This window comes from Demequina sediminicola, from assembly GCF_000975055.1.
In the GTDB taxonomy this organism is placed as follows: Bacteria; Actinomycetota; Actinomycetes; order Actinomycetales; family Demequinaceae; genus Demequina; species Demequina sediminicola.
Genome location: NZ_BBRB01000001.1, coordinates 24,666 through 48,069, shown reverse-complemented (window position 1 = coordinate 48,069; position 23,404 = coordinate 24,666). Strand labels below are relative to the sequence as shown.

The following is a 23,404-nucleotide window of genomic DNA, read 5'->3' as shown; positions in this document are numbered from 1 at the left end:
TGCGTTTAGAAGAAGAGGTTTCCGGCGGGCATCGTGTCGCCAGCAAACGCGCGTGAGAGTTCTCGCATGGCGCCGGGCCGATGCTCGGTGACCAACGCTGCTGCGTGGAGTTGGGCGAGCGTGGTTCCGCCGAGGTAGACGGCACCCAACTCTTGAGCGTTGAGGGAGATGTCGGGAGCCGCATCAGTGCGTTCCACTGTGGCGCGCCCGTCGGTGATCGTGATGCGCCACGTGCCGTCGTTGTCGGGGATCTGCGTGTCAGCGATCGCCAGGGTTGCGGTCGTGTCGGATGAGTACGTGCGCGCTTGCAGTGCGCCGGGAACGTTCAGGACACGGAGCCAGATCTTGTCCTTGATGGCAAGTTTGGCGCCCCGGACATCTTTGAGTCGCAGAATGAGAGGGTCGTCACCAGCGAAACCTCCGACGGCCGTCGACGTCATCAGGTCAAAGTCGCACATGACAGTCATGAGGCGCTGGGTGGCGGCGGCCGTGAGTGATCCCCACATTCTCACGCGGGTTTTGCCATCGGCCCCGGCGGAGCCCCATTCTTGCTTGCGTTGGAACAGTGCCCATGCGACGGGGCGTTCGCCGTCTCGAATGATCGCAATGCGTTGTTCTTCCGCGCCATCACGGTCTGATTCCAAGTCGATGAAGAGGTCGTGCAGCGTGTTGTCGGTGATCCGGGTGAAGCTTCCGGCGCGTGTCATCTGTGACTGGATGTCGCTGACAATTGCGCCATGGCGTTCCATTGACGCGGTTTCGAGCTCGACGTGCAGTTGCTCGGCCTCGGGGAAGTCTCGTAGCCCCACGCCGCGGCCGAGTTCCATTTGGACGTCGTGTGTCGCGAGACCGTAGCCGAATCGTTGGTAGATCTCTGTCTCCGCAGCGATGAGGGCGGAGAGGTGTTCGCCTCGCGCGATTGAGCGTTCAAAGTGGTCATTGATCATGTCGCGCAGCAATCCGCGACGCCGGTGGCCAGGATGGACACCTACCCACGTGAGCCCGGCGGTCGGCACTTCCGCGCCCCCAGGGACTCGCATGTGGAACTCAAAGCTTGCGTGGACGGCGGCGAGCGTACCTACGGTGCCGCGTGAAGCATCGGCCACCTCGAGTGCTCGTGCCCGACGCCAGGGCACGACTTTATCCATGAAGCCTTGGTCCTTCTCCGGCACGGTGAAAGCAAAGGCAAACGCGTCAACGTGGAGCATCTCTTTCGAGCGCGTCTGGTCAACAGAGGTGCGGCGGTAGCCGTCGGGGGTACTCATGGATCAATATTGCCACGCGGCGGTGACAAGCGGCGGGGGCTGACGCGCTACTGGGACTCAGGGTGCTCAATCTGCTCGCGGAGCCGTGCGTATTCAATCTTGATGCAGTGGTTTTGCACCACCATGAGGCCGCCGGAGCGTGCTGTGGAGGCGGCTTCGTCGTTGACGACGCCAAGTTGCATCCACAGCATGCGCGCGCCAACTTCAACGGCTTCGTCTGCAACCTCAGGCACGTGTTCACTGCGACGAAAGACGTCGACAATATCCGGCGTCACCGGCAGGTCTGCGAGGGAGGAGTAGAAGCCGTGCCCGCGGATTTCTTCGCCCACTGCCATGGGGTTGACCAAGAACACTTGGTAGGGCGTGTTGTCCATGAGCCATACGGCGATGGCGTAGGAGGTGCGCTGGTCGTTGGGAGAAGCGCCGACGACCGCAACCGTCTGGGCCTGGGCAAGGGCCGATGCCAGGGTGGAGTCGTCTGGAATGTGCTGGGGCGTGGGCGCTGGGCATGCCTCGCCGGAGTCACCTGTGGCCGCGATGGGTGTGAAGTCCGCCATGATGTTGACGCTACTCCAAAAAATGGTGCAGAAGCGACTTTTTGGCTAAGGGAATAGCGTCCGTAATCGAGCCGTTACACCTGGTGTATCTCGTACGCATTTCTTGGAAGGAGCGAAGTTGATGACTGCTGAAACAACCCCTGCCCTTGGTATTGACGAAGCGCACTTGAAGGAAATTAACGCAGGACTCGCCCGCACTACTGCGGACACCTTTGCGTTGTACGTGAAAACTCACGGATATCACTGGAATGTCACTGGGCCGCATTTCCGGTCACTTCACCTGATGCTGGAGGAGCAGTACAACGCGCTGTTCCTTGCGGTGGACGAACTCGCGGAGCGTATGCGTTCGTTGGGTGAGATGGCCCCGGGCTCAATGGCGGAGATGCTTGAACTGACCAACCTCAAGGATCACGAGCCGACGGATGACGCCATGACCATGGTGAAGAATCTGCAGCGCGATCACGAGAAGGTTGCTTCCTTGATTCGCCCGCTGTCTGAGGCTGCCGATGAGGCAGGAGATGGCGCCACTGCTGACCTCTATAACGCGCGTCTTGCATTCCACGAGGAAACGGCGTGGATGCTGAGGTCATTCGCCTCGTAGTGCGCGTCGAGAGTGGCGTGTCACCACGCGGCTCGCGCACCACATACATGACAAAAGGCCCCCGCCATGAGGCGGGGGCCTTTTGCGGTGAGAGCGGCTGAGGGGCGCTCTCACCTTCGAGCTTTGGGGAAGCTCTGTTTGTCACTGTAGCCGGTCGTTACAGGTTTTGGGAGTGTTCGAACCAAGGTTGTCCGAGAAATGCGGCAATTCGCACTTGTACCAGTGAGGATACCAACGGTAGGGACGTTGATATGCGCGTCGAAATGCGGCAAATTTACACTCGTTGGTGAATGTAAATCGGGCTCAATGGCAACACGCATCGGCGTCCAGTCTTGCCGCACATCCCGCCACCGAACTGACGTGCGTATGGGGTGACAGAAGGCTCTGCGCTAGATGTAGTACATCGCCGGTTCGCGCTGCTCGAAACTCTGCGGCGGCGCATCGGGATCTGGGTGCCGATGCGAGTCGCCCGAGTCGACAGCGGACGCAGCGGTACTGGCCTCGCGGTCCGAGGGGTGGTTGCGGATCTTGGCAGGAATCCCCACTGCCGTAGCTCCATCGGGAACGTCCTTGACGACTACCGCATTAGAGCCGATGCGGGCATCGCAACCGATGTGCACGGGTCCCAAGACTTTGGCGCCGGCGCCCACAACAACGCGATCGCCGATGCTGGGGTGGCGCTTGCCAGGGCTCATCGTGGTTCCACCGAGGGTGACTCCGTGGAACAAGAGGACGTCGTTGCCGACCACGGCAGTCTCGCCGATCACGACGCCCATTCCGTGATCAATGAAGACCCGACGCCCAAGCGTCGCACCGGGATGAATCTCAATCCCGGTGCGACGGCGTGCATATTGCGACCACAATCGGCCATAGGTCTTGAGCCCGTGGTTCCACAGCCAGTGTGCGACACGGTGATGCCACACGGCATGGACGCCTTGGTAGGACAACGCAATGACCAGCGTGGAACGCGCTGCGGGGTCGCGGCGGTGCGCTGTGCGAATGTCCTCCAGGACCAAGCCCCAGAATCCGATGCGGTCAGTCATATGTGGGTGAAGCTCCTTAGTCCATCAGGTCGGCGTACAGCACCGATGACAGGTAACGCTCGCCGAAGGACGGAATGATCGTCACGATGGTCTTGCCAGCGTTTTCAGGGCGCTTGGCAATCTCGATAGCAGCGTGCAGGGCGGCACCGGAGGAGATTCCGACAAGCAGACCTTCCTTGCGGGCAGCAGCGCGAGCCGTGGCGATTGCAGTCTCGGAGTCGACGTCGAAGACCTCGTCGTAGATCTCAGTGTTGAGAACCTCAGGCACAAAGTTGGCGCCGATTCCCTGGATCTTGTGCGGGCCTGCCTCACCGCCGTTGAGGATCGCCGATTCCTTGGGCTCGACCGCAACGATCTGAACGCCGGGCTTCTTTTCCTTGAGGACTTCGCCCACGCCGGTGATGGTTCCACCGGTGCCGATGCCGGCCACGACGATGTCAACTTCGCCGTCAGTGTCGTTCCAGATCTCTTCCGCGGTGGTGCGGCGGTGAATCTCGGGGTTCGCTTCGTTGGCGAACTGGCGAGCCAGCACCGATCCGGGACGCTCTTCTGCAATCTTGTTGGCAGCCTCGACTGCGCCCTTCATGCCCTCTGGTCCGGGGGTCAGCACCAGTTCGGCACCGAAGGCGCGCAGCAGGGCGCGGCGCTCCTTCGACATCGTTTCCGGCATAGCGAGCACGACGTTGTAGCCACGTGCTGCACCAACCATGGCGAGGGCGATGCCGGTGTTGCCGGACGTTGCCTCGACGATGGTTCCGCCAGCCTTGAGGGCGCCGTCCTTCTCTGCTGCGTCGACGATCGCGACACCGAGGCGGTCCTTCACAGAGTTAGCGGGGTTGTAGAACTCGAGCTTGCCCAGCACCGTGGCGCCGGCGCCTTCAGCGAGCGCGTTGATCTTGACCAGGGGAGTGTTGCCGATGAGGGCCGTGGCGTCCTCATAGATCTTTGCCATGGGGTTCTCTTCCTTGTGATTCGATGAATGCGCCCGTGCACGAGCGCGGCTAGCGGGGGTAACGCAGGGGGAATCTCTTTGATTCCTGGGGCGAGCGCTGGCGGCGCGTCACCTCCGTGGCCTGGGGCCGCGGGGCAGTGCCAGCGCTCTACAGACAGCAGTCCGCGTCGCACATGGCACAGCACATGCAAGCGGAGGTCATACACATCGAGGAGGCAGGAGCGAACGCCGCGTCAAAGCGCGTTGCGTGGCTCATGGGGCCGTCCTTCCGAGTGCGGTTATGGCCAGGCTAGCGCCGATGCCCCAGGGGAGCAAGATCAGGGGACGTGACAACGTCCCTGCCGCTAGCATCGTCCCTGGAAAAGGAGAAGCCATGCCCCACCTGACGCTGACGAGCGAGTTCACTTTGCCACTTGATGCCGCCATCGAGGACATTTGGGCGTTCATCGACGATCGTGAGGCGCAAGTGCGGCTCCATCCCCAGATCGAACGCATCGACGTCGTCGAAGGTGCATGGGGTCAAGTCAACTCAGAGTTTGTGACAACAGGCCACGCGAAGGACGGCTCCGACTTCATGGTGCAGCAGCGTCTTGTCGAGGTGAAGCGTCCCGAGTCCTATGTCACGGAGCTCCGTGCGCCGGATGTCACCACCACCTCGACCATGTCCTTTGGTGTCAGCAACGGACGGGCGCAAGAACTTCGTCAACGGATCGTGCTCCGTACGCGCAACCTTTCCCTTGGCGAATATGCAGCGGTCAAACTGAAATCGAGGTCGCTCAAGAGCGACGCAGGCGACGACTTCTTGGTGGCGTATTCCGTGCTTCAGCGATACCTCATTGAGGAGTGCGGATACGGGCACTTTGACGCCGACGAGCCCGAGGTAACTGACCCCACGAGCGCCTGACTCGTACCGGGACTATCCTTGAAAGCAGGGAAGTTGCCGAGTGAACTGAGGAAACAGCGATGAAACCCCGGACTGTTGAAGTGACGCGAGACATCGAGGCGCCACCCGAGCGCGTCTTCGAGGTGCTCACCGATCTCGATCACGCCACAGAAGTCATGTCAGGGATTCTCAAGGTTGAACGCCTCGAGGGCGACGGGTACGAAGTCGGCACCATCTGGCGTGAGACCCGCAAGATGTTTGGACGCGAAGCCTCCGAAGTCATGGAAGTGACAGGCATCCAAGCCCCCGTGCGGACCACCGTCGGGTCCTTGTCCCACGGTACGTATTACACGACCGAGTTCCATTGCGAACCGATCGACTCTGGTACCCGGCTCACTTGCTCGTTTACCGGGGAGCCGCGTGACCCCTCCTTTGTTCAGAAACTCGGATGGGTGGTGTTTGGCGCAAGTGGCATGAAGGCCACCAAGAAGGTCGTCGCTGACGACCTCGCCGACATCGCATCCGCGGCAGAAGGAAGCACTGAAGGCGCGTAGACGACAACGACACAAGGGAGCAAACAATGGAGTGGCTCAACTTTGATGCAGTTCCGTGGCTGGGCGTCGTACTCGGGTTCGTCGCCACTTTCGTGATCGGATCGCTGTGGTACTCGCCACCGCTGTTCTTTCGCCAATGGCAACGCGCCGTCGGATTCACCGATGAAGATATGAAGGGCGCCAACATGCCATTGGCCTTCGGGCAAATGGTCGTGGGAAACCTCCTGGGCGTCATAGCGCTCGCGGTGCTGCTCGTAGCACTGGGTGTGGATTCCTGGTGGGCCGCGGCACTCACGGGCGCAGTTCTTGGCGTGGCTTTCCGATGGGGAGCGCACCTGATCCATGACGGCTTCGCGATGCGCGGGCAAGCAGCGACCTGGATTGACGGCGTCCACGACACTGTCTCGCTTGCCGCGGCTGGCGCAATCATTGGGATGTTCCTCGGGTAAGCCGGTCCGGAACATGCCTCGCTTAGCCCGCCTTGCCCGGCGCGCCACGTTACGCAGCGCGCCACGTTGCCCGGCGCGCCACGTTGCCCAGCGCGCAGTGCACAGTGCGGTTCCGTTAACGCCGGCAACACAAAAGCCCTCGCCATGTGGCGAGGGCTTTGCAAATGGAGCGGGTGACGGGAATCGAACCCGCGTAATCAGTTTGGAAGACTGAGGCTCTACCATTGAGCTACACCCGCAATGCTGGCTGGTGAACCGTTATCCACCGTGTCAGCGCTCCTAGAGTAGCCGAGCCGCGCCGACAATAAAAACTCGCACGCCGCAACGGCTCAATCGGGGCCTGCTAGATCAGCGCGAAGGCCAGGAACACGACTGCAAGAAGTGGAAGAGTCGCCTGCTTGATAGCCGCGCTACGGTACGCAGGACCACTCGTGATGAGAACGATGGCCGCAGCCACCATTGAGCCTGCACCGGCGAAGATCAGGGCTGCTCCCACCGCCTCGGAGCCCGACGCCGCGAAGCCGATGCCCACTCCGGTAATGACCGCCAGGAACAGATTGTAAAAGCCCTGGTTGTAGGCCATATCCCGAGTAGCCCGAGCATCGGCTTCGCTTGCAATCCCAAAGACTCTTCGTGTGGCCGGGCGCATCCACGCAAACGACTCCATCCAAAAAATGTAGACGTGAAGCAGAGCGGCCGCTCCTGCCAAAACAAGTGCAACACCGAGCATGGTGGCCTCCTGAGCCGTGGAACTTCGTGGAGAAAAGCCGTGTAATCGGAGTGTACGGAAAGGCCGATGTTGTGGTGGTGTCGTTGAGACCGGCACAGATGTACTAGAGTTACGACGCCTGGAAACGGGCAACGGGGTGTAGCGCAGCTTGGTAGCGCATCTGGTTTGGGACCAGAGGGTCGCAGGTTCAAATCCTGTCACCCCGACGCATGGTGATGTGTAGCAACATCGTTGGCACGAGGCTCTCCCGTTCGGGAGGGCCTCTTGTTGTTTCGCGGGCTGCCATTGCCCGTAGCGCCCAGCAGATGGCTCCACTTAACCGTATTGAGTCCTCAAGGCTGGCAAATGGAGCCACTTCGCATCGGTCGGGGAGGGGTGGTGCCGAGTTGGGTGGCGGCGTTGTGTGCTCGTGCGCAGAGGTGTTCCTGGTGTGCGCAGAGGTGTTCCTGGGAGGATGGGTTCATGCCTGAGCACAGTGAGAGCCAAGGACGCATCCGCCTACCGAGGCCCGGTGCGCGAGTGGTGGTGCGCTATCTGATCTCGACTGGGGAAGCCACCGATGCGCTCGGTGAACTGCTCAGCGCCGACGACGAGCTCGTGGTGGTTGACGGGGTGCGCGGGGTGGAGCGTATTCCGGTGTCCAGCATCGTTGCTGCAAAGCCGGTGCCGCCTCGCCGAACGCGTTGAGTGATGTGCCCTGGCGGTCACTGGGCGCTCAATCCGGCGAAGAAGTGACACTCAAGCACCGCTAGGAGGCAGTGGCCCGTTGGCAAGAGCGTTGCCAGACGCTAGTCCGGTGGCGTTCGCAAGTGCGGTGAGACCAGCTCTTCGACGAGTTGTTCCTGGGGAGCTGCCAGCCCTACTTTGGCGAATCCGCCCGTGCTGGTGAGCACCGCGGCACCGTGGACGCCTGCCCAGATCGCGCGCGCAATGCCTGCGGCGTCGTCGTGAGGGTTCAGGTGTCCGCTGCGCTGTGCGGCGGTGATGGCATCGGCGAAAGTGGTGAAGGAAGGTGGGCCAACCGCGTTGGGGCGGTCCTGCCTGTCACGGAACATCACCGAGAAGTAGGTGGCGTGGGTCGCTGCGAAGGAGAGGTACGCCCGGACGATGCCGCGCACGGCGTCGCCGGGATCGGACGCCTTGCGTACGGCGTCCCCGAGCGCCGCACCAAAGAGTTCGTACCCGGCATCGGCTATTGCGTCGATCAGGTGGTTGCGGTCAGTGAAGTGTCGGTAGGGGGCGGCGGGGGACACTCCCACTCGCCGCGCCAGGGCGTTGAGTGAGAACTGTTCTGGCCCCGTTTCTGCGAGGAGATCGTGCCCCTCCTGGAGGAGTGCCTCGCGCAGCGCGCCGTGGTGATAGGCCGTTTTCTCACTCATGTTGACGACATTAACATCCTCGTCTAAGTTAATGGCATTAACACTGGCTAAGCCGCGGCCCCGGGAGGGTACCTATGTCGACTTCGAGTCCTACGCGCGTCCAATCGCGCAGCGTGTCAACGTCCTCAAAGATCGGGTGGGGAGTTGTGGCGCTCCTCGCCCTTGCCATCGCTGCAGTGAGCGCTGGCATTTACGCCAGTCAGCCGCTCGATGACCTCGCCGAAGGCTCGGAGGTAGCGCGCACCTACGCGGAAGGATCAACGTTTCTCAGGTCAGCGCTCTACGTCCACATTGTGAGCGCCTGTGCCGCACTCGTCCTCGGTCCAGCCCAGTTCTCTCAGCGGCTCCGACGCCGTTTCACTGCCACCCACCGCGTGATGGGACGCATCTACGCAGTGTCCGTGGTTGTTGGGGCGCTGTCCGGACTCGTCATAGCGCCATCGAACTCAGCCGGCGCCATCGGCACTGCGGGCTTCGGGCTCCTTGGGGCGCTGTGGCTCGGGACAGTCATCCTGGCGGTGCGCGCCGCGCGAAGGCGAGATCTCGCTCGCCACCAGGCGTGGATGATCCGGAACTATTCGCTCACCTTCGCTGCAGTCACACTTCGGCTCTGGCTCATCGTCCTGATCGTCATCTACATGGCTCTGGGCGCCGAGAACGACGATGAGGCGTTCGCCTCTGCATACCTGTGGGTGCCGTTTCTGTGTTGGGTGCCGAACATCGTGTTCGCTGAGTGGTGGGTAAGGCAGCGGGGACTACCTGCGGTGGCACGTCCTCGCTGACGCGACGCCGCAGGTAGTCCGTATGCAGTGTGGCTATCCTGCCGAACGTCCGCCGTCGACCAGCATGACTTGACCGGTGACATGAGTCGCGTGATCGCTCGCAAGAAATAGAGCAACATCTGCTGCCTCGTCGGATGTGCCGACACGGCCCTGTGGCACCTGCTGGGCCAGCGTCTCGATGAGGTCCTCATCGAGGCCATCGAGCCACGGGGTACGAATGATTCCCGGAGCCACTGCATTGACGCGGATGCCCTTGCGAGCGTATTCGAGGGCGGCGGTCTTGGTCATCATCACCACAGCTCCCTTCGACGTAATGTATGCCGACGCGGTGGGTGTGGCGAAGAGCCCTCCAATCGACGCCGTGTTGACAATGGAGCCACCCTCATCGAGCATGAGCCGCAGCCCCATCCGTTGAACCATGAACGCGCCGCGTGCGTTGACCGACATGACCTTGTCGAACGAATCCATGGGGTACTCGTGGCTGAGCGCCATGACGCCGTTAACTCCGGCGTTGTTGAAGAGTGTGTCGATGTGACCGTAGCGATCGCGAAGCCACGTTTCGAAGGCGTTGATTGCCTCCTCATCTGCGACATCGAGTTTGTACCCGACGGCGGTGCCGCCGATCTCCTTCGCTAATTCATCCTGGCGCCCGGACACGTCTGCGATGACGACAGTGGCGCCCTCTGCCGCAACTTTCTTGGCGATAGACTCGCCGAGTCCCGAGGCTCCGCCGGTGACAACGGCGATCTTTCCCTCAAATGTGCCTGGCATGACATTTCCTCCTTCATTGGTGGAACAGTTGTTACTTCATTCAAATTGGTCCGAGCGCCCTGAATGCAGGACTATGGTCCTCAGTTGAACGCCTCTACGCGCTCGCGGGAAAGGAGAGTCATGGCCGTCGGTTCTGCGACCCCGCGACTTGACCTCTCGTGGCGCCCTCGCGCTCATCCCGCGGCACTGCCCCGACCAGAGGTCGATGCGGTGTTGGAAGCCCGACACCCCCTGACCGTGGTGTGTGCGCCGTTCGGATACGCCAAAGCCGATGCGGTCGAGGGATGGCTAACGGCGGAGCCCGAGCGGCGCGATCGAAGTGCGTGGCTGTCGTTGCGCGGGGTGAATGCCGAGGCTCTTCAGCAAACCCTCACAGCGCTGGCAGCAGACGACCGGCTCAGTCAACTCGACACACTTGTGGTGTCGCACCTGCCGCATCCCTCTCCCGAAGGTGCGGACCAGGCGTTCGCTGGAATCCGCGAGCTCATGGATCGCACAAAGTGCGCCATCATCGTGATCTCCACAGACTCACGTTCACTCCCAGACCATGCGGTTGCAGCTGCCGGGGGAGTGGTGATCAATGAGGATCAGCTGAGTGTCGGGCGCGATCAGATTGTGCATGCTTTGGCGGCGACGCGCGGTCGCACTGGCGCAGATGCTGTCGATGCCCTCGAGATCCAGAGAACCGCGGTCGGGTGGCCGGCGGCCGTCGCCTTGTTGTCAGCACGCACGCATTCACGTGATGTGTTGCTGTCAGAGGTCCTTGACGGATATGTGGACACCGAACTGTTGTCGCGCCTTGATGCAGAGAGTCTCGCGCTGCTGGAGGCCACAGCCGCAGCGACGTGGTGTGATCGGTCCACGCTGCGGCGCTTGACGCGGGCCTCCGATGAACAGTTTGACGCCCTCGTCGACGTTGTGACGCGTGCGTCACTTGCGGCAGTCCGTGGACACGGGGCGAGTCAACGCCTGCGGGTGATTCCGGCGGTTCGTGGGACGCTCGTGCGCCGCAGGCAGGCGGTCGACCCGGCATCCTTGCGCGCGGAGCATCGAGCGATGCTGGAAATGACCGACGGTGCACTCCATCCGGATGTAGCGCTCTATCACGCCATCGAGGGCGAAGAGTGGGAAGCCGCCACCGTCATATTCGAACGAAACTGGTCTGAACTCTTTATCGATCACGCTGGACTGGTGGCGTGGGCGTTGGGTGCGCTTCCCGCGCGACTTCGAGAGTCACGTCTGGGGTTGATGTCGGGACTTGAGATTGCGCTGGACATGCGCACGTTGGCGCTGTCGTCCGACAGTTGGCCTGCACTCAATCCAGAAGAGAATTTCTCTCGGATCCATGGGCAGGAGGAGCGAGAACAATCTCGTCCGGTTCAGCCTGCCCAAGACATGGCGCTGTACGGTCTGTGGCGCATGCTCCGTGCACGGCGCATAGGCAACTTTGACGAGGCGCGCGACAGCGTCGCTATGGCTCACGCCAAGGTGCAGGCAGTGTCTGGTGAGCGCACCATCGCGGCGTCGTTTGCCCCCATCGTGTTTCTCCAGTGGGGGATCACGTCTCTGTTCGCATTCGACCTGCCCCGCGCTCGCGAGCACTTCGAAACGAGTTACACCCTTGGACCCGCGAGTCGTGTCGATTTTGTGCCACGGAACGCAGCTGGCTGCCTCGCACTGATGTCGGCCATCGACGGTGACGTGGCGGATGCGCAAGCGTGGCTGGAGCGTGCGAGGGCCCTGCGCCGGCCGCGCGGCCGGTGGACACGTATCGCCATGGTCGCGGAGAACTTGGCGCTCGCGTTGGTCGCTGTCTACCAGGGGCGGACGGCCGATGCTGTGGAGCACCTTGAGGACCCGATGAGCGTCGCCGAGCGCGATGAGTTTTGGGCCTTCACGTTGTACGTTCAGGCGATAGTCGCGCAGTCGCAGGGCGCGCCTATGGCGTTGCTTGATGACATCGCGCGGCAACGTCTGGCACGCGCGGACCTGATGCCGGAGTCGAGTTTCTCTTATGCGCTCGTGGGATTGGCGGAGGCTGAAGTCCGTCTTTCTCTGGGGCAACCAGATCGCGCTCAATCGGTGCTGTCGGTCCTGCCCCCCTTGCCGCGAGTTCAGGCGTTGAAGGCGCACGTCGAGTATGTGCTGGGCGATGCCAGGGCGGCACTTGATGCGGCCACGTTGGTTAAATGGGGTAGTTACGGTGGGCCGGTGGCGAGGACCCACGGCGCGGTGGTGCGACTGATGTGTTGCCTGCAACTGAAGGAACACGACGCAGCTTGGGAGTCTCTGTCGAGGGCTGATGAATTGATTCGCGCCTACGCGTTGCCGTGTGCGTGGAGCATGGTTGACGAGCAGGCTCGCGCGGCGCTGGGTGAAGACCAATGGAATCGAGTGGCGCCAGGGGCACCTGCTCCCCGGTATCCTTCACCGCTGGCGGAACGTGCCTTGAGTGCGCGCGAGGTGGCGGCTCTCAGGTCCGTGGCTGGCGGTCTGACGGTCGACGAGGCAGCGGCAGAACTGTTTGTCTCCGCCAACACCGTGCGGTCACAACTCAAGGCGGCGTATCGCAAATTGGGTGCATCCTCGCGGTCGGAAGCTATCGCGGCAGCTGCTCGCCGAGGCCTCTTGCACTAGCCTGCGGGCTCTTTGTCCTAGTTTGCCGGGAGTGTGCTCCGGCTTTCACCCGCGCTTTCACCCGTTTTTCTACCAGGCGGTATGCGGCGATCGCTTTGACTGGCGGCATGCTTGCCACCGTCCTGTCCCATGTCCCTCGTTCGATCCGCATCAGTGCGGTCGTTCGCCGCAGGGCATTCGCCATTGTCGCTGCACTGTTGGCATTCGCATTGGGCCTTGCGCCCACTGCGGCTGCGGTGCCCGCTCCTGAGAATCCCAAGGCGCTGTTGGAGGTGACCAAGGAGGTCACTACACCCGAGAGCAAGGTGGTGCATTCGGGCGGCGACATCACGTGGACCATCACAGTCAACTGCCAATCCGACACTGTCTATTGCTGGGATGCCACATTGACAGACGCGATCCCTGAGCCGTTTGAGTATGTTCCCGATAGCCTGCAGTTCACCTCTGACGGTGATTGGCCGGACCCCACCATTACGGAACCCGCCAGCGACAACGACAACACGTTGACGGTGGTCTTCAACGATGAGAACAACAGCTTTCCTGGCCAGACCGGGCTTGCGAGCGGCCACGGGATGACCTTCACCTTGAGCGCTCACTTGCCCGCGAATGCGGTGATCCCTGCTGGGGGGCAGGACATTCCGAACACGGCGCACCTCACCTCGACTGATGCGCAAGTGAAAGACGACGAAGCGACCGACACCGCGCGGATCGAGTTTGTGGCCAGCCTCGAGCCCCAGGTATCTAAGTCGTGGTCCGAGAATCGAATGGTGGCCGGAGACAATTCAACGGTCACCATTAACCTTGATGCCTGGCACAACTCGAACGTCCCTGCCGGATCATTGGTGGTGACCGATCCGGCCGACGGATCAGACTCGTTCGACCACTTCGCCTTTGAGGACTTCACCTCGCTCACCTTGCCCGCCGGCGCAGACCAGGCCGTGATCTCCCTTGATCTCGCTGGCGGGGGCTCTGTCGACTTTCCAGCTTCCGCGACACTGCCGAACGCGGCCGCTGTGACGGCAGCATTGGACGCGGTTGGTGCGGCACGTGCCGACATCATCGGCGTCACCACAGAGTTCTCGCACTCATCCGGTGACGACGTCATTCCCGCCGGTGAGCACGCGCTGCTGTCATTCGATATGACGCAACGTGAAGGACTTTCCTCGGAAACGGTGGGCAATATCGCCTCCGCCACCGTCACCTCGGACTTTGGTGACGAGACTGCTACCGCACAGGATTCGATCGTCGTTGAGCCGCGGTCGCTCTCTGCTCGTGCAACCAAGGTCTACACCGATGCCACGGGCAACACGCTGAGTAACAATCAGAACATCGTGACGGGGGAGACGTTCGGAGGCCGTGCCACTGTCACCAGCAGCGGGAACGTACGCCTGACATCCCTGACCGTGAACGACCCTGCTCTACACGACCCCACCGGTACTCCAGTGGCTGAGCACACATTCTCAGCTCAAGGCGTGGCCTTCGAGGGCTTCGGCACGGACGGAACCAACAGCATCGGCGCTGCGAACTCCGTTCCTTCCGGCGCCACCGCCGCCACGGTGACCTACACCTATGTGGGCGGTGGGACGGAGACCCTCGCGGCGACGCTCAACTCGCCAGGCGTCACCTTCCCCGCGCCTTCAGGCACAGTCGACGGTTTCTCGATCACGTACACCGGCGATCTCGCCCCCAATGCAAGCGCGCGATTGCCCTATCAGCTCACCGCAGGTGACGTGCCGGTCGACGGTGCCCGCAATAGCGCCGATGGCATGGTCACCACCGCGGACGACAGCGCCGATGCCGCGCCTGCGACGGACGTGGTGGAGATCGAGGTGCCGTATGTGGAAAGCACCACCACTAAAGCAATCGCACCGAGCCGAGTTTCCTTGGAGCCTGGTGCGACCTTTGTGTCAATCTTGACGAGTCGTCTGGATAAGACCGACGGAACGCCGCTCTCGAACGTACCCGTGGACTCGCTGGTGATCGAAGACTCTATTGACCACCAAGCTGGTACCGGTACGTCCGTCTGGGACTCCACGTTCCGTCCCACCGGCGTCGCGGCGACCACGCTTCCAGCAGGCGTGCAAGCGACCATCGAAACGTATGACGGCATCGACTGGTCGGTGTTCACTGTTGCCACTGACGCGATCGCTGAGCAGAGCTTTGGAGTTGCTGGCGGCGTCGACGGTGTTCGCGTTACGTACACCAAGACTGATGGCACACCGCTCGACGAGTCGCAGCGCTACAGGACGTTGCTGAACTGGGAAGCCAACGGTGTCAACACGCTGGATACATTCACCAACCTTGCCTTGTCCCAGGCCACGGGCATCAACCCTGCCGACCCGGCTACGCCCGTCATCGGCGATGAAGTGACCGATGTAGACACCCTCACGACCCGCACCGGTCTTCCAGGAGACGAGCCCGGGGAGAGCCCCATCGATGTTGTCGCAGCGAAGACCTGGCGCGACTCTGCTGCCACGGGTTCGCGTGCGCTGAATGTGCCGTTGTGGATCCCTGCCACCGGTGACTACCCGCAGTTTGGATTGTCCATTGGCGTCGAAAACAACTCGGACTACGGAATCCCCGTGGAGTCGCTGACGCTCCGCGAACCTGCACTCGGCGCCCAGGAAATCGAGGGTTCTACGGCCGCTGAAACCGACCCTTTTGACGCGATTCAGGTGCTGTCCCTCGAATCGGTCAACACCCCCGAGGGTGCTGACCTGGATACCTTCACCGTGACACTCACGCCGCAAGGAGCCCCTTCGGAGACGTTCGGCCCAGCCCACCCGGACACGGTCACAGCGCAGGTCAATACGTACCTCGCTGCGAACGACGACGTCACGTCGATCGAGATCAGTGTGCACAGTGAGGCCGGCGGTATTGAGAGCGGTGAACGCCTGAACGCTTTGTTCGCCACGCAAGTCCGCGAGACAACCCTGGCGGGCGTTGCCGTTGACCCTAATGACCTGGCGGCAAGCGCGCTCACAGTGGACAACGTGGTGCAGGGCGCGGGCGAGTACTCGCACTATTCGGCGGACGCCGCCGCGCAAGACTCGCTGGAGCTTCGAGCTTTGGCTACCCAAGAAGTCACTGTTCAGGCACTCAAGTCACTGTCGCCGAGCAGCGCGACAATTCTGTCTGCTGACACCGACCCCACTGTCACGATGACTCTGGGTGCAAACAAGTTCGCAGCAGATGCCACGGCTCCCGACCGTGACTCCTACAGCAACCCGGTGCGCTACGAGATCACCGACGTCACGCCTGAGTTCTGGAACCTGTTCACGCTTCAGTCGCCCACGACTATCGTTGGCGAGCCCACCGGTGCATCGACCGATGTGAAGTTCAGCATCGAATACTTGGTGGGGACCGACTGGGTCGCTCCTGACGGTGCGCCGCTGGATGGCTTCGACGTGCCCCAGGGAGCCAGTTTCCGGGCACTACCAGCGGCAGCGACGTTGCCGCCTGCAGGCCACACGTTTGCCGACGTCACCGGTGTGCGCGTGAACTTCTGGACTGACGGGTCCGCCCGACTGCCTGACATGTCCACTCACGCGACCAACCTGTCTGCGTACGGACAAAAGATCCGCTTCGACTTCGAGCTCCGCTCGTCGTTCCGTGACAGTGGTGACGCCGTGCCCGATGGCACCTCCGTGGTCAATGCTGTGACGGTTGACGCAGTGAACGCGCAGGACAACTCCGCGCAGGACACGGCAGATGCCAACTTCTCCGTCGCCATGCGCACGAGCGACGTCTCTATCTCCAAGACACCGCGGGACACGCTGACCGCCGCCGGTAGCAGTATCAACTTTGGTCTGTCACTGACAAACGACGGCACTACGGCCGTCCGGGGCCTCGTGCTCACCGACACCATCCAGTGCGTGGCGGGCGTACCCGACATGATCTACGACGCCGAAACGGCGACCATCACGTTGGGTTCAGGTGGGACAAACGCCGACGACGTGTCAACAGATCTGGCAGACGCCAGCGTGACATACGAGACGGGGTGTGTTGACGGCACCGACACCATCACGATCGCCTTGCCCGAAGCCAACACGGTATGGCCCGGCGAGACGTACGCCGTCACGCTTCCGTTGACCGTAAGTGCTGGTCACGCTCCAGGCACCTTCATCAACACGTACGACTTGGCGTACACCGATGAACTCGGTGCGCACACGGTCGATCCTGTCGAGGTCGACATCAGCGTCATGGATGCCCCCGGCTATTGGTTCACCAAGTACGTCCGTGAGGTCGTGGACACCGATGCAGGCGAACAGTTGACCGGTATCGATGGCATGTGCCGTGGCACCGAGGAGGAGTACCTCAACGGTGACCTTGACCCCTGGCAGCGCACACCATGCACCGTCAAGACGGAGCCGGGTGGCACGTCTGAGTGGCGCTTGTGGTTGACGAACGCAGGCAACCAGCCCACGAAGCAGTTGGTGGCTGTTGATGTTCTGCCGACGCCAGGCGATGTGGGTATCACCACTGCACTGTCCGGTCTAAGCCGTGGCAGTACCTTCACGCCCGAACTGGTCGCAGGCATGGAGGTCGAGTGGCTGGGCGCTGAAGGAACGCTTGAAGTCCAGTATCAGACGGCCGTGAACGAGGGCTGTGTCATGACGGGCGGGGTCGATGAACAAGACCCATTCAGCGCTCGATGTGCCGATTGGGAGTCCGACTGGGACGCGATCAAGGATGACGCGGATGCTTTGGCTCAGGTCACAGCGCTGCGTTTCGAGATCACGTACGCCGATGATGACTTGTTGCAGCCGGGAGAGGCCGTCAGGATCTACTTCCGCACTCAAAACCCGGAGGTGCTTCCCGCCAACGCACCTGCGGACGATGCACCGGCCTGGAACTCGTTTGGAGGCTGGGCCCAGACTCTTGCGCATCAAGGGGGCAATGGTGGTCAGGCTGCCTACACGTACTTCCGCACAGCGCCACTCAAAGCGGGCATCGTAATGTCACAGCCGGAGACGCCGCTGAGCATCGGCGATCGGGTCTGGATTGACGACAACCGCAACGGCGTTCAAGACGATGGTGAACTTCCCTTGCCTGGTGTCACAGTGCGGCTGCACGACCTCACCGGTGCCGTGCTCGCAGAGACGGTGACCGATGCGGAGGGCTACTACGTATTCGAGGGGCTCTACCCCGCGACGTACCGCGTCAGTTTTGAGCTCACTGACGAGCAGCAGGCCATCTACATGGCGACGCTGCCTTTGGCGGGAGGCTCCGACGTTGACTCCAACATCAGCTCGACCGCTGACGACGGCGGCGCGTATTGGACAAGTCCCGTTCACATCGATTACCCGTCGCGTGGTGCTAGCGACGACGTCATGAGTAGCGACGAATACAACGCTTTGGGCTTCCAGCAGATTGCGGATGGAAGCGCCATTAACCCGACCATCGACGCTGGATTCATGCTCATTGATCCACGCTGGATTTCCGTCACAGGGGCTTCTGAGTGTGTTTTCGATGCGCCGTGGTTCTCCTTTGAGATCACTACCAGCGCATATGTCGAGCAGGGTCTTCCGTACACCATTAGTTGGTATGCGGACGCGGACGGGGACTTGATTCCCGATGGTTCCGGCGCACCCGTACACGTTGATGAGTTCCCGGCTGGAAGCCCATTGAGTGGAGCGGTTCTGTGGCCTGGAGCTGCCGTAGACCCGGTGACGCAGTGGGGAACAGCCTGGCCAGGATGGCGGGTTGCGACCCGCGACGAGGTGCCGACCTGGGAGAACCTCATCTTGGACAGGTCCGCAGACGTGGCCACGCTCCGAGATGGCGCGCTGATTGTGGTCACGATGAACCCTGATAGCAGCGTGTGGTCGGCGTACCCCATGTCGACTCCCTCGTGTGCTGTGGACCGAGTGCCAGATCTTGCCGTCAGCAAGACCGCCGATACCGATGCGGTGGCCGCCGGGAACGAAGTCTCGTGGGACTTGAGCGTCACGAACGATGGACCGGGCGCTACGGACGACGTGGTCTTGACCGATGACATCCCGTCAACGCTCAGGGTTACCGACGTGACAGCCGCTGACCCCGCTGATCACACACAGCCTGCGTGGAATTCGTGCACAGTGGATGGAACCGATGCCGACGGATATGGCGGCACAGTGACATGCGTCCTGAGTGGCTGGATAGGTGCGGGCCAATCTGCGCCGAACGTCACCATCACGACGGCTGTGAGCTCAGATGCGACAGGAACCGTCACGAACGAGGCCACCGTGGCCTGGACCGATCCCGACCAGGACGAGCCCACAAGCGAAGAGGCATCTGACGAGGACGACGTCACGGTATCGGCGGCGAACAGCCTTGCCGTCACCGGCGTCGACGCCTGGCGCATGATGGCCGTCGCAGTGGCGCTACTGATGGCTGGTGCGGTGCTCGTCATCGTTCGTAGGCGCAGCGCGTAAAGGACTGCGCAACTCCAGACTGCCCGCGCATCGCACCGGAATCTCGTACGCCCCCTCGGCGAGGACCTGGTGCGATGTGCGGGTTTACGCCTTGGGTGCGGTACTTCCGAACTGCCGTTCGGGGTGGGGGAGCCGAGTCCCTGAGTCAAGGTTGTGGTGAAGATAGAACGCGCGCTCACCGGTACCTGGGTCATGGTGGACAAAGCCGTGGCGCTGATAGAACCGCAGAGCATCGGCGTCTGGTTCGTCAACAAAGACCTCGGCCGCCACGATTCCTCGTGCACGGGCATGCTGTCCGAGGCTCTCGATCAGTGCGCTTCCTGCACCTTGGCCACGCGCGTCGGGCCGGATGTAGAGGTCTTCAAGCGCGGCGACTTCGCCATCACCATATGCGGTCGCTCGCAACGCCACTGTGGCGAAACCGAAGGCGGGATCGCCCACCAGAACAGCAAAGAAATCGCGTCGCGCTAGCAAACGGCTCAACCGGCCCTCGAGCGCCGTTTGCTCGTCCACTGGTGCGTCAAACTCCTGGTTAAAGTCACGCAGGAGCGTCGCGAGGCTGGCGGCGTCGTCAGGTGACGCAACCCGGACATCGAACGTGGAATGAGCCATAAAAGTGACCCTACGGGGAGTCGGACTGAAGCGCACGGCGAGGCTGAGGCCCATGGCCAACCCGGTCGGGGCATCGGCCCTCAGCGAAACCGATTGGGCGCGGATGGCCGTACGCACTAGACTCGCAGGGTTGCCCGACTGCGGTATGCCCGCATGCGGACAGGATCCAACCCCAATTTGTCAGGAGCACAGCAGTGACTAGCGCCCTCGAGAAGATCGACGCCACGACCGTCAAGCTCACGGTCACCCTCAGCGAGGAAGACCTCAAGCCCGCGATGGATCACGCCTACCAGCACATTGGTGAGCAGGTCCAGATCCCCGGTTTCCGCAAGGGCAAGGTGCCGCCGCGTATCCTTGAACAGCGCGTAGGTAAGGGTGCTGTCATTGAGCACGCCGTCAACGAGGGCCTCCCCGGCTGGTACTCGGACGCAGTCCAGGAGCAGGGCGTGCGCCCCTTCGGTCAGCCCGAGGTCGACGTTGTGAAGATCCCCGGTTCGGAAGAGGGCTTCGAAGGCCTTGAGTTCACCGCACAGGTGGAGATCCGTCCCGAGGTGACGCTGCCTGCTGCCGCAGACATCACCGTCGAGGTCGACCCCATCGAGGTGTCGGACGAGGACGTCGAAGAGCGCCTCACGAACCTCCGCGAACGCTTTGGCTCGCTCAAGACCGTCGATCGCGTCGTCGCTGACGGCGACTACACGACTATCGACCTGCTTGCCAAGGTTGACGGCGCCGAGGTCGACAACGTTCAGGGCACCTCGTACCAGGTTGGATCCGGAAACATGCTCGAGGGCATGGACGATGCTCTGATTGGCCTCTCGGCTGACGAAGAGACCACGTTCGAGGCACCTCTGGCCGCAGGTGAACTGGCCGGCCAGACCGCACAGATCACGGTCAAGGTCACCGCAGTCAAGGAGCGCGAGCTTCCTGAGGTGGACGATGACTTCGCTCAGCTCGCTTCCGAGTTCGACACCGTTGACGAGCTGAAGGAAGACCTCAAGTCGCAGGCCGCACGCATCAAGGCCAACAACCAGGCCATCGAGGCACGCGAGAAGCTGCTTGACGTGCTCAAGGAAGCCACCGACTTCGAACTCCCCAAGAAGGTCATCGAAGGCGAAGTGCACTCGCACCTCGAGAACGAGAACCGACTCGAAGACGATGAGCACCGCGCCGAGGTCACCGAGGAAGCTCAGAAGGCCCTGCGTGCGCAGATCCTCCTCGACCAGCTTGCCGACGACCTAGAGATCCAGGTTGAGCAGAACGAGCTCCTCGAGTACCTGATCAACGCATCGCGCCAGTACAACATGGACCCCCAGACCTTCATCCAGCAGGTGGAGCAGGGTGGCCAGATTCCCGCGATCGTTGCCGAGGTTGCACGCTCGAAGGCCACCGCCTTCGCACTGCGCCGCGCCACGATCAAGGACACCACTGGTGCAGACGTGGACCTCTCCGAGGTCATCGGATCGGTCGAAGACGAGAAGTCAGACGACGAAGCAACCGAAGAGGCCACCAACTAAGGCTCAGCCGCTTTCGTCAAGCGAAGGGCCCCCATCACTGTGGTGATGGGGGCCCTTCGCTGTTGGCGGCCACTTCCTGGCTTACCTGGTCAAGGGGTGCTGCCGAAGGCGAAACTTCCTATCACGCCCATGGCAACGAGGAAGAAGACAAAATAGAACACCACCACCGCGGCGATGATCCCTACCTGCACGTAGCCGATGATGAGCCCCGCGAGCCCGAGATTGCGTTGCTGGGCTTCACCCCGCTTGGCTGCGGCAAGCCCTAGGTGGCCAAAGACGATGCCCGCGATGCCCACTCCACAAAGCGATGCCACCAGCGCCGTGATGTTCATCCACGACTTGTCATTCACCGGCGCATAGCGTTGAGATGGGTAACCCTGAGGTGGATAGCTGTATGTACTCTCAGGTGCGGAGCTATACGGCACCACCGACTGAGCTTCGTCAGGTCGAGGGGGAGGGACTGTCACACTCAGGTCTTTCTCGTCATCTCGTCACACAGGTGCGGGGAGCACCTGCGTGACGACTCGTTCGATGGGCTTACGCGGTGGCTTCCCACGTCCAACTCGTCTCACTCTCACACCAAGACTCAGGGTTAGGCCCAGAGCAGTCGTCAATCACATTGCCAATGAAGACGAAGAACACGATGAGCGCAATGATGCTGAGTGCCAAGAACACGTAGCCGACAACGAGGCCGGCAAGACCCAGTCCACCGTTGTTGGCTTCACCCTTCTTTGCAGCCGAGCGTCCCAAGTGGCCAAAGATGATTCCCGGGATGAGGGTGATGCCGACGAGCAAAGAGGACAGCGACAAGATCAGGGACGTGATGTTCATCCAGTTCTTGGCGGTCGCGGGATCCTTGTACGGCTGCTGCTGCCCATACTGAGGTGCGCCATAGGCGGGCGGCGGTGAAGCCTGGCCCGGATACGGCTGTTGCGGCGGCTGCTGGGCATAGGCCTGTTGCGGGTTCGGTTGTTGTCCGTACTGCGGAGGGTTCTGCGGGGCGCCTTGAGGTGCCGCTCCGGGTGGTGGTGGCGGTGGTGTTGCACCGGGTTGCTGCTGCCCCTGTGCGGGCGGCTCGTCAGTGCCGCTCTGGGGGTTCTGGAACGGATCTTCTGGTGGGTTGGTCATCAGACTCTCCTCGTGCGTTGTGTGGCCCTTGGGCGTGGTGAGGGGCGCTGGCTCCCAGCCTAAGTGAGGCCGTGGGAGCGCGCCCAGTGCGTGTTGGCGGAAGATCCGCTGACTAGTAGGTGGAACTCGAACTTGCCGCGGCCACGAATATGCCCACAAAGAGGAGGTAGCCCAGGATCAAGAGAATGGAGAGGCCTAGCAAGACATAGCCCGTGATGAGGCCCGCGAGGCCGAGGCCCCTATTGTTTGCCTCTCCGCGCTTGGCCGCCGCAAGGCTCATGTGACCCAGGATGATGCCGGGGATGACAGTGATGCCGACGATGATGGAGGACAAAGACAGGATGAGTGAAACGATGCCCATCCAGTTCTTTTCCTGGCTCACCTGAGGCGTGTAAGGAGCGTTCTGGGCGTAGGGGACAGGTGCATAGGGTGCCGGCGCCCCATACGCGGGCTGAGCCTGCGATGAGTACTGCCCGTTCGCTCCGTACTGCTCGTTGGTGCCGTACTGCTCGTATCCGGCAGGTGCTGGAGGTGGAGCCGTCGGTGCCGCGGGTGGCGCGGGTGCCGGAGGCGTGTACGGTGCGTCTCCGGGAGGGTTGGTAAACGGGTCGTTGGTGGGCGTGTTCAAGGTGTTCTCCCCATGTGTGCGTGACTACTCAGGGAAACCTTAGCGCTCGCTCGCCAGGGGGCGCTCAGTACGTGACGCCCTCGACCATTGCTTTGATCAGGGCGATCAGCAGGAACAAGAGCACGAACCCGACGAAGCCGAATCCAAGGACGATGTACCCCATCACGAGTCCTGCCCGTGCTGCCTTCAGATTGCTGGCCTCTCCGCGTTTGACTGCCTTCACACTCATGTGGCCAAAGATGACGCCACCGATCGCGTTCACACCAATAAATAGCGAAGTGATGGAGAGGACCAGAGACATGACGCCCATCCAGTCCTTGTCCGTCGTCGTCGGTGCGATGCGCAGAGTGGAACTTCGTAGATCGGGCTGCACCGTGTATTGCGGGGTGGTGGAACGCTCCCCGCGAATATTGAGAAACTGATCGTGAGTCGGTGTACTCAAGGCGGTGCCCCCCGGTGCTCTGCGACTTGTGGACAGAACTCTAGCGCTGGCCCAACTG

Annotated in this window: 21 protein-coding genes and 2 tRNA genes; 10 read left to right on the top strand and 13 right to left on the bottom strand. The window is 61.9% G+C overall.

Annotation, left to right across the window (positions count from 1 at the left end; genetic code table 11):
* Window positions 1–5 precede the first annotated feature (5 nt).
* Window positions 6–1,265 carry a GNAT family N-acetyltransferase gene (locus AOP79_RS00215; RefSeq protein ID WP_062069194.1) on the bottom strand — a complete coding sequence of 420 codons (1,260 nt, stop codon included), beginning with the start codon at window positions 1,263–1,265 and terminating at the stop codon, window positions 6–8.
* 47 nt (window positions 1,266–1,312) lie between these two features.
* A complete protein-coding gene (locus tag AOP79_RS00210) occupies window positions 1,313–1,822 on the bottom strand; it encodes a CoA-binding protein (protein WP_062069192.1) in 510 nt (169 codons plus the stop codon).
* A gap of 121 nt (window positions 1,823–1,943) precedes the next feature.
* Here AOP79_RS00210 and AOP79_RS00205 point away from each other — a divergent pair, with 121 nt between their 5' ends.
* Window positions 1,944–2,423: a Dps family protein gene (locus tag AOP79_RS00205; RefSeq protein WP_062069189.1), complete on the top strand. Its 480-nt coding sequence runs from the start codon at window positions 1,944–1,946 to the stop codon at window positions 2,421–2,423.
* Window positions 2,424–2,812: 389 nt separating this feature from the next.
* On the opposite strand, the gene cysE is transcribed toward AOP79_RS00205, so the two are convergent.
* On the bottom strand, window positions 2,813–3,466 hold the full coding sequence (gene cysE, locus AOP79_RS00200) for a serine O-acetyltransferase (protein WP_082093229.1): 654 nt from the start codon (window positions 3,464–3,466) through the stop codon (window positions 2,813–2,815).
* 16 nt (window positions 3,467–3,482) lie between these two features.
* Window positions 3,483–4,418: a cysteine synthase A gene (cysK, locus tag AOP79_RS00195; protein WP_062069186.1), complete on the bottom strand. Its 936-nt coding sequence runs from the start codon at window positions 4,416–4,418 to the stop codon at window positions 3,483–3,485.
* 373 nt (window positions 4,419–4,791) lie between these two features.
* Between cysK and AOP79_RS00190 the strand changes: the two genes are divergently transcribed.
* Genes AOP79_RS00190 through AOP79_RS00180 form a run of 3 tightly spaced genes read left to right on the top strand, consistent with a single transcriptional unit; the run spans window position 4,792 to window position 6,304 of the window.
* Entirely contained in the window at window positions 4,792–5,322 is a 531-nt protein-coding gene (locus tag AOP79_RS00190) for an SRPBCC family protein (RefSeq protein WP_062069183.1), read from the top strand.
* A 59-nt stretch (window positions 5,323–5,381) separates the two neighbouring features.
* Complete coding sequence (locus AOP79_RS00185) at window positions 5,382–5,855, top strand: SRPBCC family protein (protein ID WP_062069180.1); 474 nt, start codon at window positions 5,382–5,384, stop codon at window positions 5,853–5,855.
* Window positions 5,856–5,881: 26 nt separating this feature from the next.
* Window positions 5,882–6,304 carry a DUF1761 domain-containing protein gene (locus AOP79_RS00180; RefSeq protein WP_062069178.1) on the top strand — a complete coding sequence of 141 codons (423 nt, stop codon included), beginning with the start codon at window positions 5,882–5,884 and terminating at the stop codon, window positions 6,302–6,304.
* Between the two features lie 165 nt (window positions 6,305–6,469).
* Here AOP79_RS00180 and AOP79_RS00175 read toward each other — a convergent pair.
* A tRNA-Gly gene (locus AOP79_RS00175) sits at window positions 6,470–6,543 on the bottom strand.
* A gap of 104 nt (window positions 6,544–6,647) precedes the next feature.
* A complete protein-coding gene (locus tag AOP79_RS00170; protein WP_062069176.1) occupies window positions 6,648–7,034 on the bottom strand; it encodes a DUF1304 domain-containing protein in 387 nt (128 codons plus the stop codon).
* Between the two features lie 132 nt (window positions 7,035–7,166).
* Here AOP79_RS00170 and AOP79_RS00165 point away from each other — a divergent pair.
* Both AOP79_RS00165 and AOP79_RS00160 read left to right on the top strand, forming a co-directional pair.
* Window positions 7,167–7,240, top strand: a tRNA-Pro gene (locus AOP79_RS00165).
* Window positions 7,241–7,496: 256 nt separating this feature from the next.
* Window positions 7,497–7,721, top strand: coding sequence for a putative acetyltransferase (locus tag AOP79_RS00160; protein ID WP_062069174.1), 225 nt, complete (start codon window positions 7,497–7,499; stop codon window positions 7,719–7,721).
* Between the two features lie 101 nt (window positions 7,722–7,822).
* On the opposite strand, the gene AOP79_RS00155 is transcribed toward AOP79_RS00160, so the two are convergent.
* A complete protein-coding gene (locus AOP79_RS00155) occupies window positions 7,823–8,413 on the bottom strand; it encodes a TetR/AcrR family transcriptional regulator (RefSeq protein WP_082093228.1) in 591 nt (196 codons plus the stop codon).
* 113 nt (window positions 8,414–8,526) lie between these two features.
* Here AOP79_RS00155 and AOP79_RS00150 point away from each other — a divergent pair, with 113 nt between their 5' ends.
* Entirely contained in the window at window positions 8,527–9,195 is a 669-nt protein-coding gene (locus AOP79_RS00150) for a DUF2306 domain-containing protein (protein ID WP_236683190.1), read from the top strand.
* Between the two features lie 33 nt (window positions 9,196–9,228).
* Here AOP79_RS00150 and AOP79_RS00145 read toward each other — a convergent pair whose 3' ends face one another.
* On the bottom strand, window positions 9,229–9,966 hold the full coding sequence (locus tag AOP79_RS00145) for an SDR family NAD(P)-dependent oxidoreductase (protein ID WP_062069165.1): 738 nt from the start codon (window positions 9,964–9,966) through the stop codon (window positions 9,229–9,231).
* A 120-nt stretch (window positions 9,967–10,086) separates the two neighbouring features.
* Between AOP79_RS00145 and AOP79_RS00140 the strand changes: the two genes are divergently transcribed.
* Together AOP79_RS00140 and AOP79_RS00135 are read left to right on the top strand one after the other, a co-directional pair.
* The gene (locus AOP79_RS00140; protein WP_062069161.1) at window positions 10,087–12,603 is read left to right on the top strand and encodes a response regulator transcription factor; all 2,517 of its coding nucleotides are present in this window, start codon (window positions 10,087–10,089) and stop codon (window positions 12,601–12,603) included.
* A gap of 107 nt (window positions 12,604–12,710) precedes the next feature.
* The gene (locus tag AOP79_RS00135; protein ID WP_062069157.1) at window positions 12,711–19,019 is read left to right on the top strand and encodes an SdrD B-like domain-containing protein; all 6,309 of its coding nucleotides are present in this window, start codon (window positions 12,711–12,713) and stop codon (window positions 19,017–19,019) included.
* A gap of 84 nt (window positions 19,020–19,103) precedes the next feature.
* Here the strand turns inward: AOP79_RS00135 and AOP79_RS00130 are convergent, their stop codons facing one another.
* Window positions 19,104–19,631 (bottom strand): GNAT family N-acetyltransferase, encoded by a 528-nt coding sequence (locus AOP79_RS00130; RefSeq protein ID WP_062069154.1) that lies wholly within the window; start codon window positions 19,629–19,631, stop codon window positions 19,104–19,106.
* A gap of 194 nt (window positions 19,632–19,825) precedes the next feature.
* Here AOP79_RS00130 and tig point away from each other — a divergent pair, with 194 nt between their 5' ends.
* Window positions 19,826–21,148, top strand: coding sequence for a trigger factor (gene tig / locus AOP79_RS00125; RefSeq protein WP_062069151.1), 1,323 nt, complete (start codon window positions 19,826–19,828; stop codon window positions 21,146–21,148).
* Window positions 21,149–21,237: 89 nt separating this feature from the next.
* Here tig and AOP79_RS00120 read toward each other — a convergent pair whose 3' ends face one another.
* The 4 genes from AOP79_RS00120 to AOP79_RS11640 all read right to left on the bottom strand — a co-directional run bounded on the left by AOP79_RS00120 (window position 21,238) and on the right by AOP79_RS11640 (window position 23,346).
* On the bottom strand, window positions 21,238–21,498 hold the full coding sequence (locus tag AOP79_RS00120; protein ID WP_152647933.1) for a DUF4190 domain-containing protein: 261 nt from the start codon (window positions 21,496–21,498) through the stop codon (window positions 21,238–21,240).
* Window positions 21,499–21,685: 187 nt separating this feature from the next.
* The gene (locus AOP79_RS00115; RefSeq protein ID WP_062069145.1) at window positions 21,686–22,276 is read right to left on the bottom strand and encodes a DUF4190 domain-containing protein; all 591 of its coding nucleotides are present in this window, start codon (window positions 22,274–22,276) and stop codon (window positions 21,686–21,688) included.
* 112 nt (window positions 22,277–22,388) lie between these two features.
* A complete protein-coding gene (locus tag AOP79_RS00110; RefSeq protein ID WP_062069142.1) occupies window positions 22,389–22,904 on the bottom strand; it encodes a DUF4190 domain-containing protein in 516 nt (171 codons plus the stop codon).
* 64 nt (window positions 22,905–22,968) lie between these two features.
* Window positions 22,969–23,346, bottom strand: coding sequence for a DUF4190 domain-containing protein (locus AOP79_RS11640; protein ID WP_161794198.1), 378 nt, complete (start codon window positions 23,344–23,346; stop codon window positions 22,969–22,971).
* Window positions 23,347–23,404: the final 58 nt, after the last annotated feature.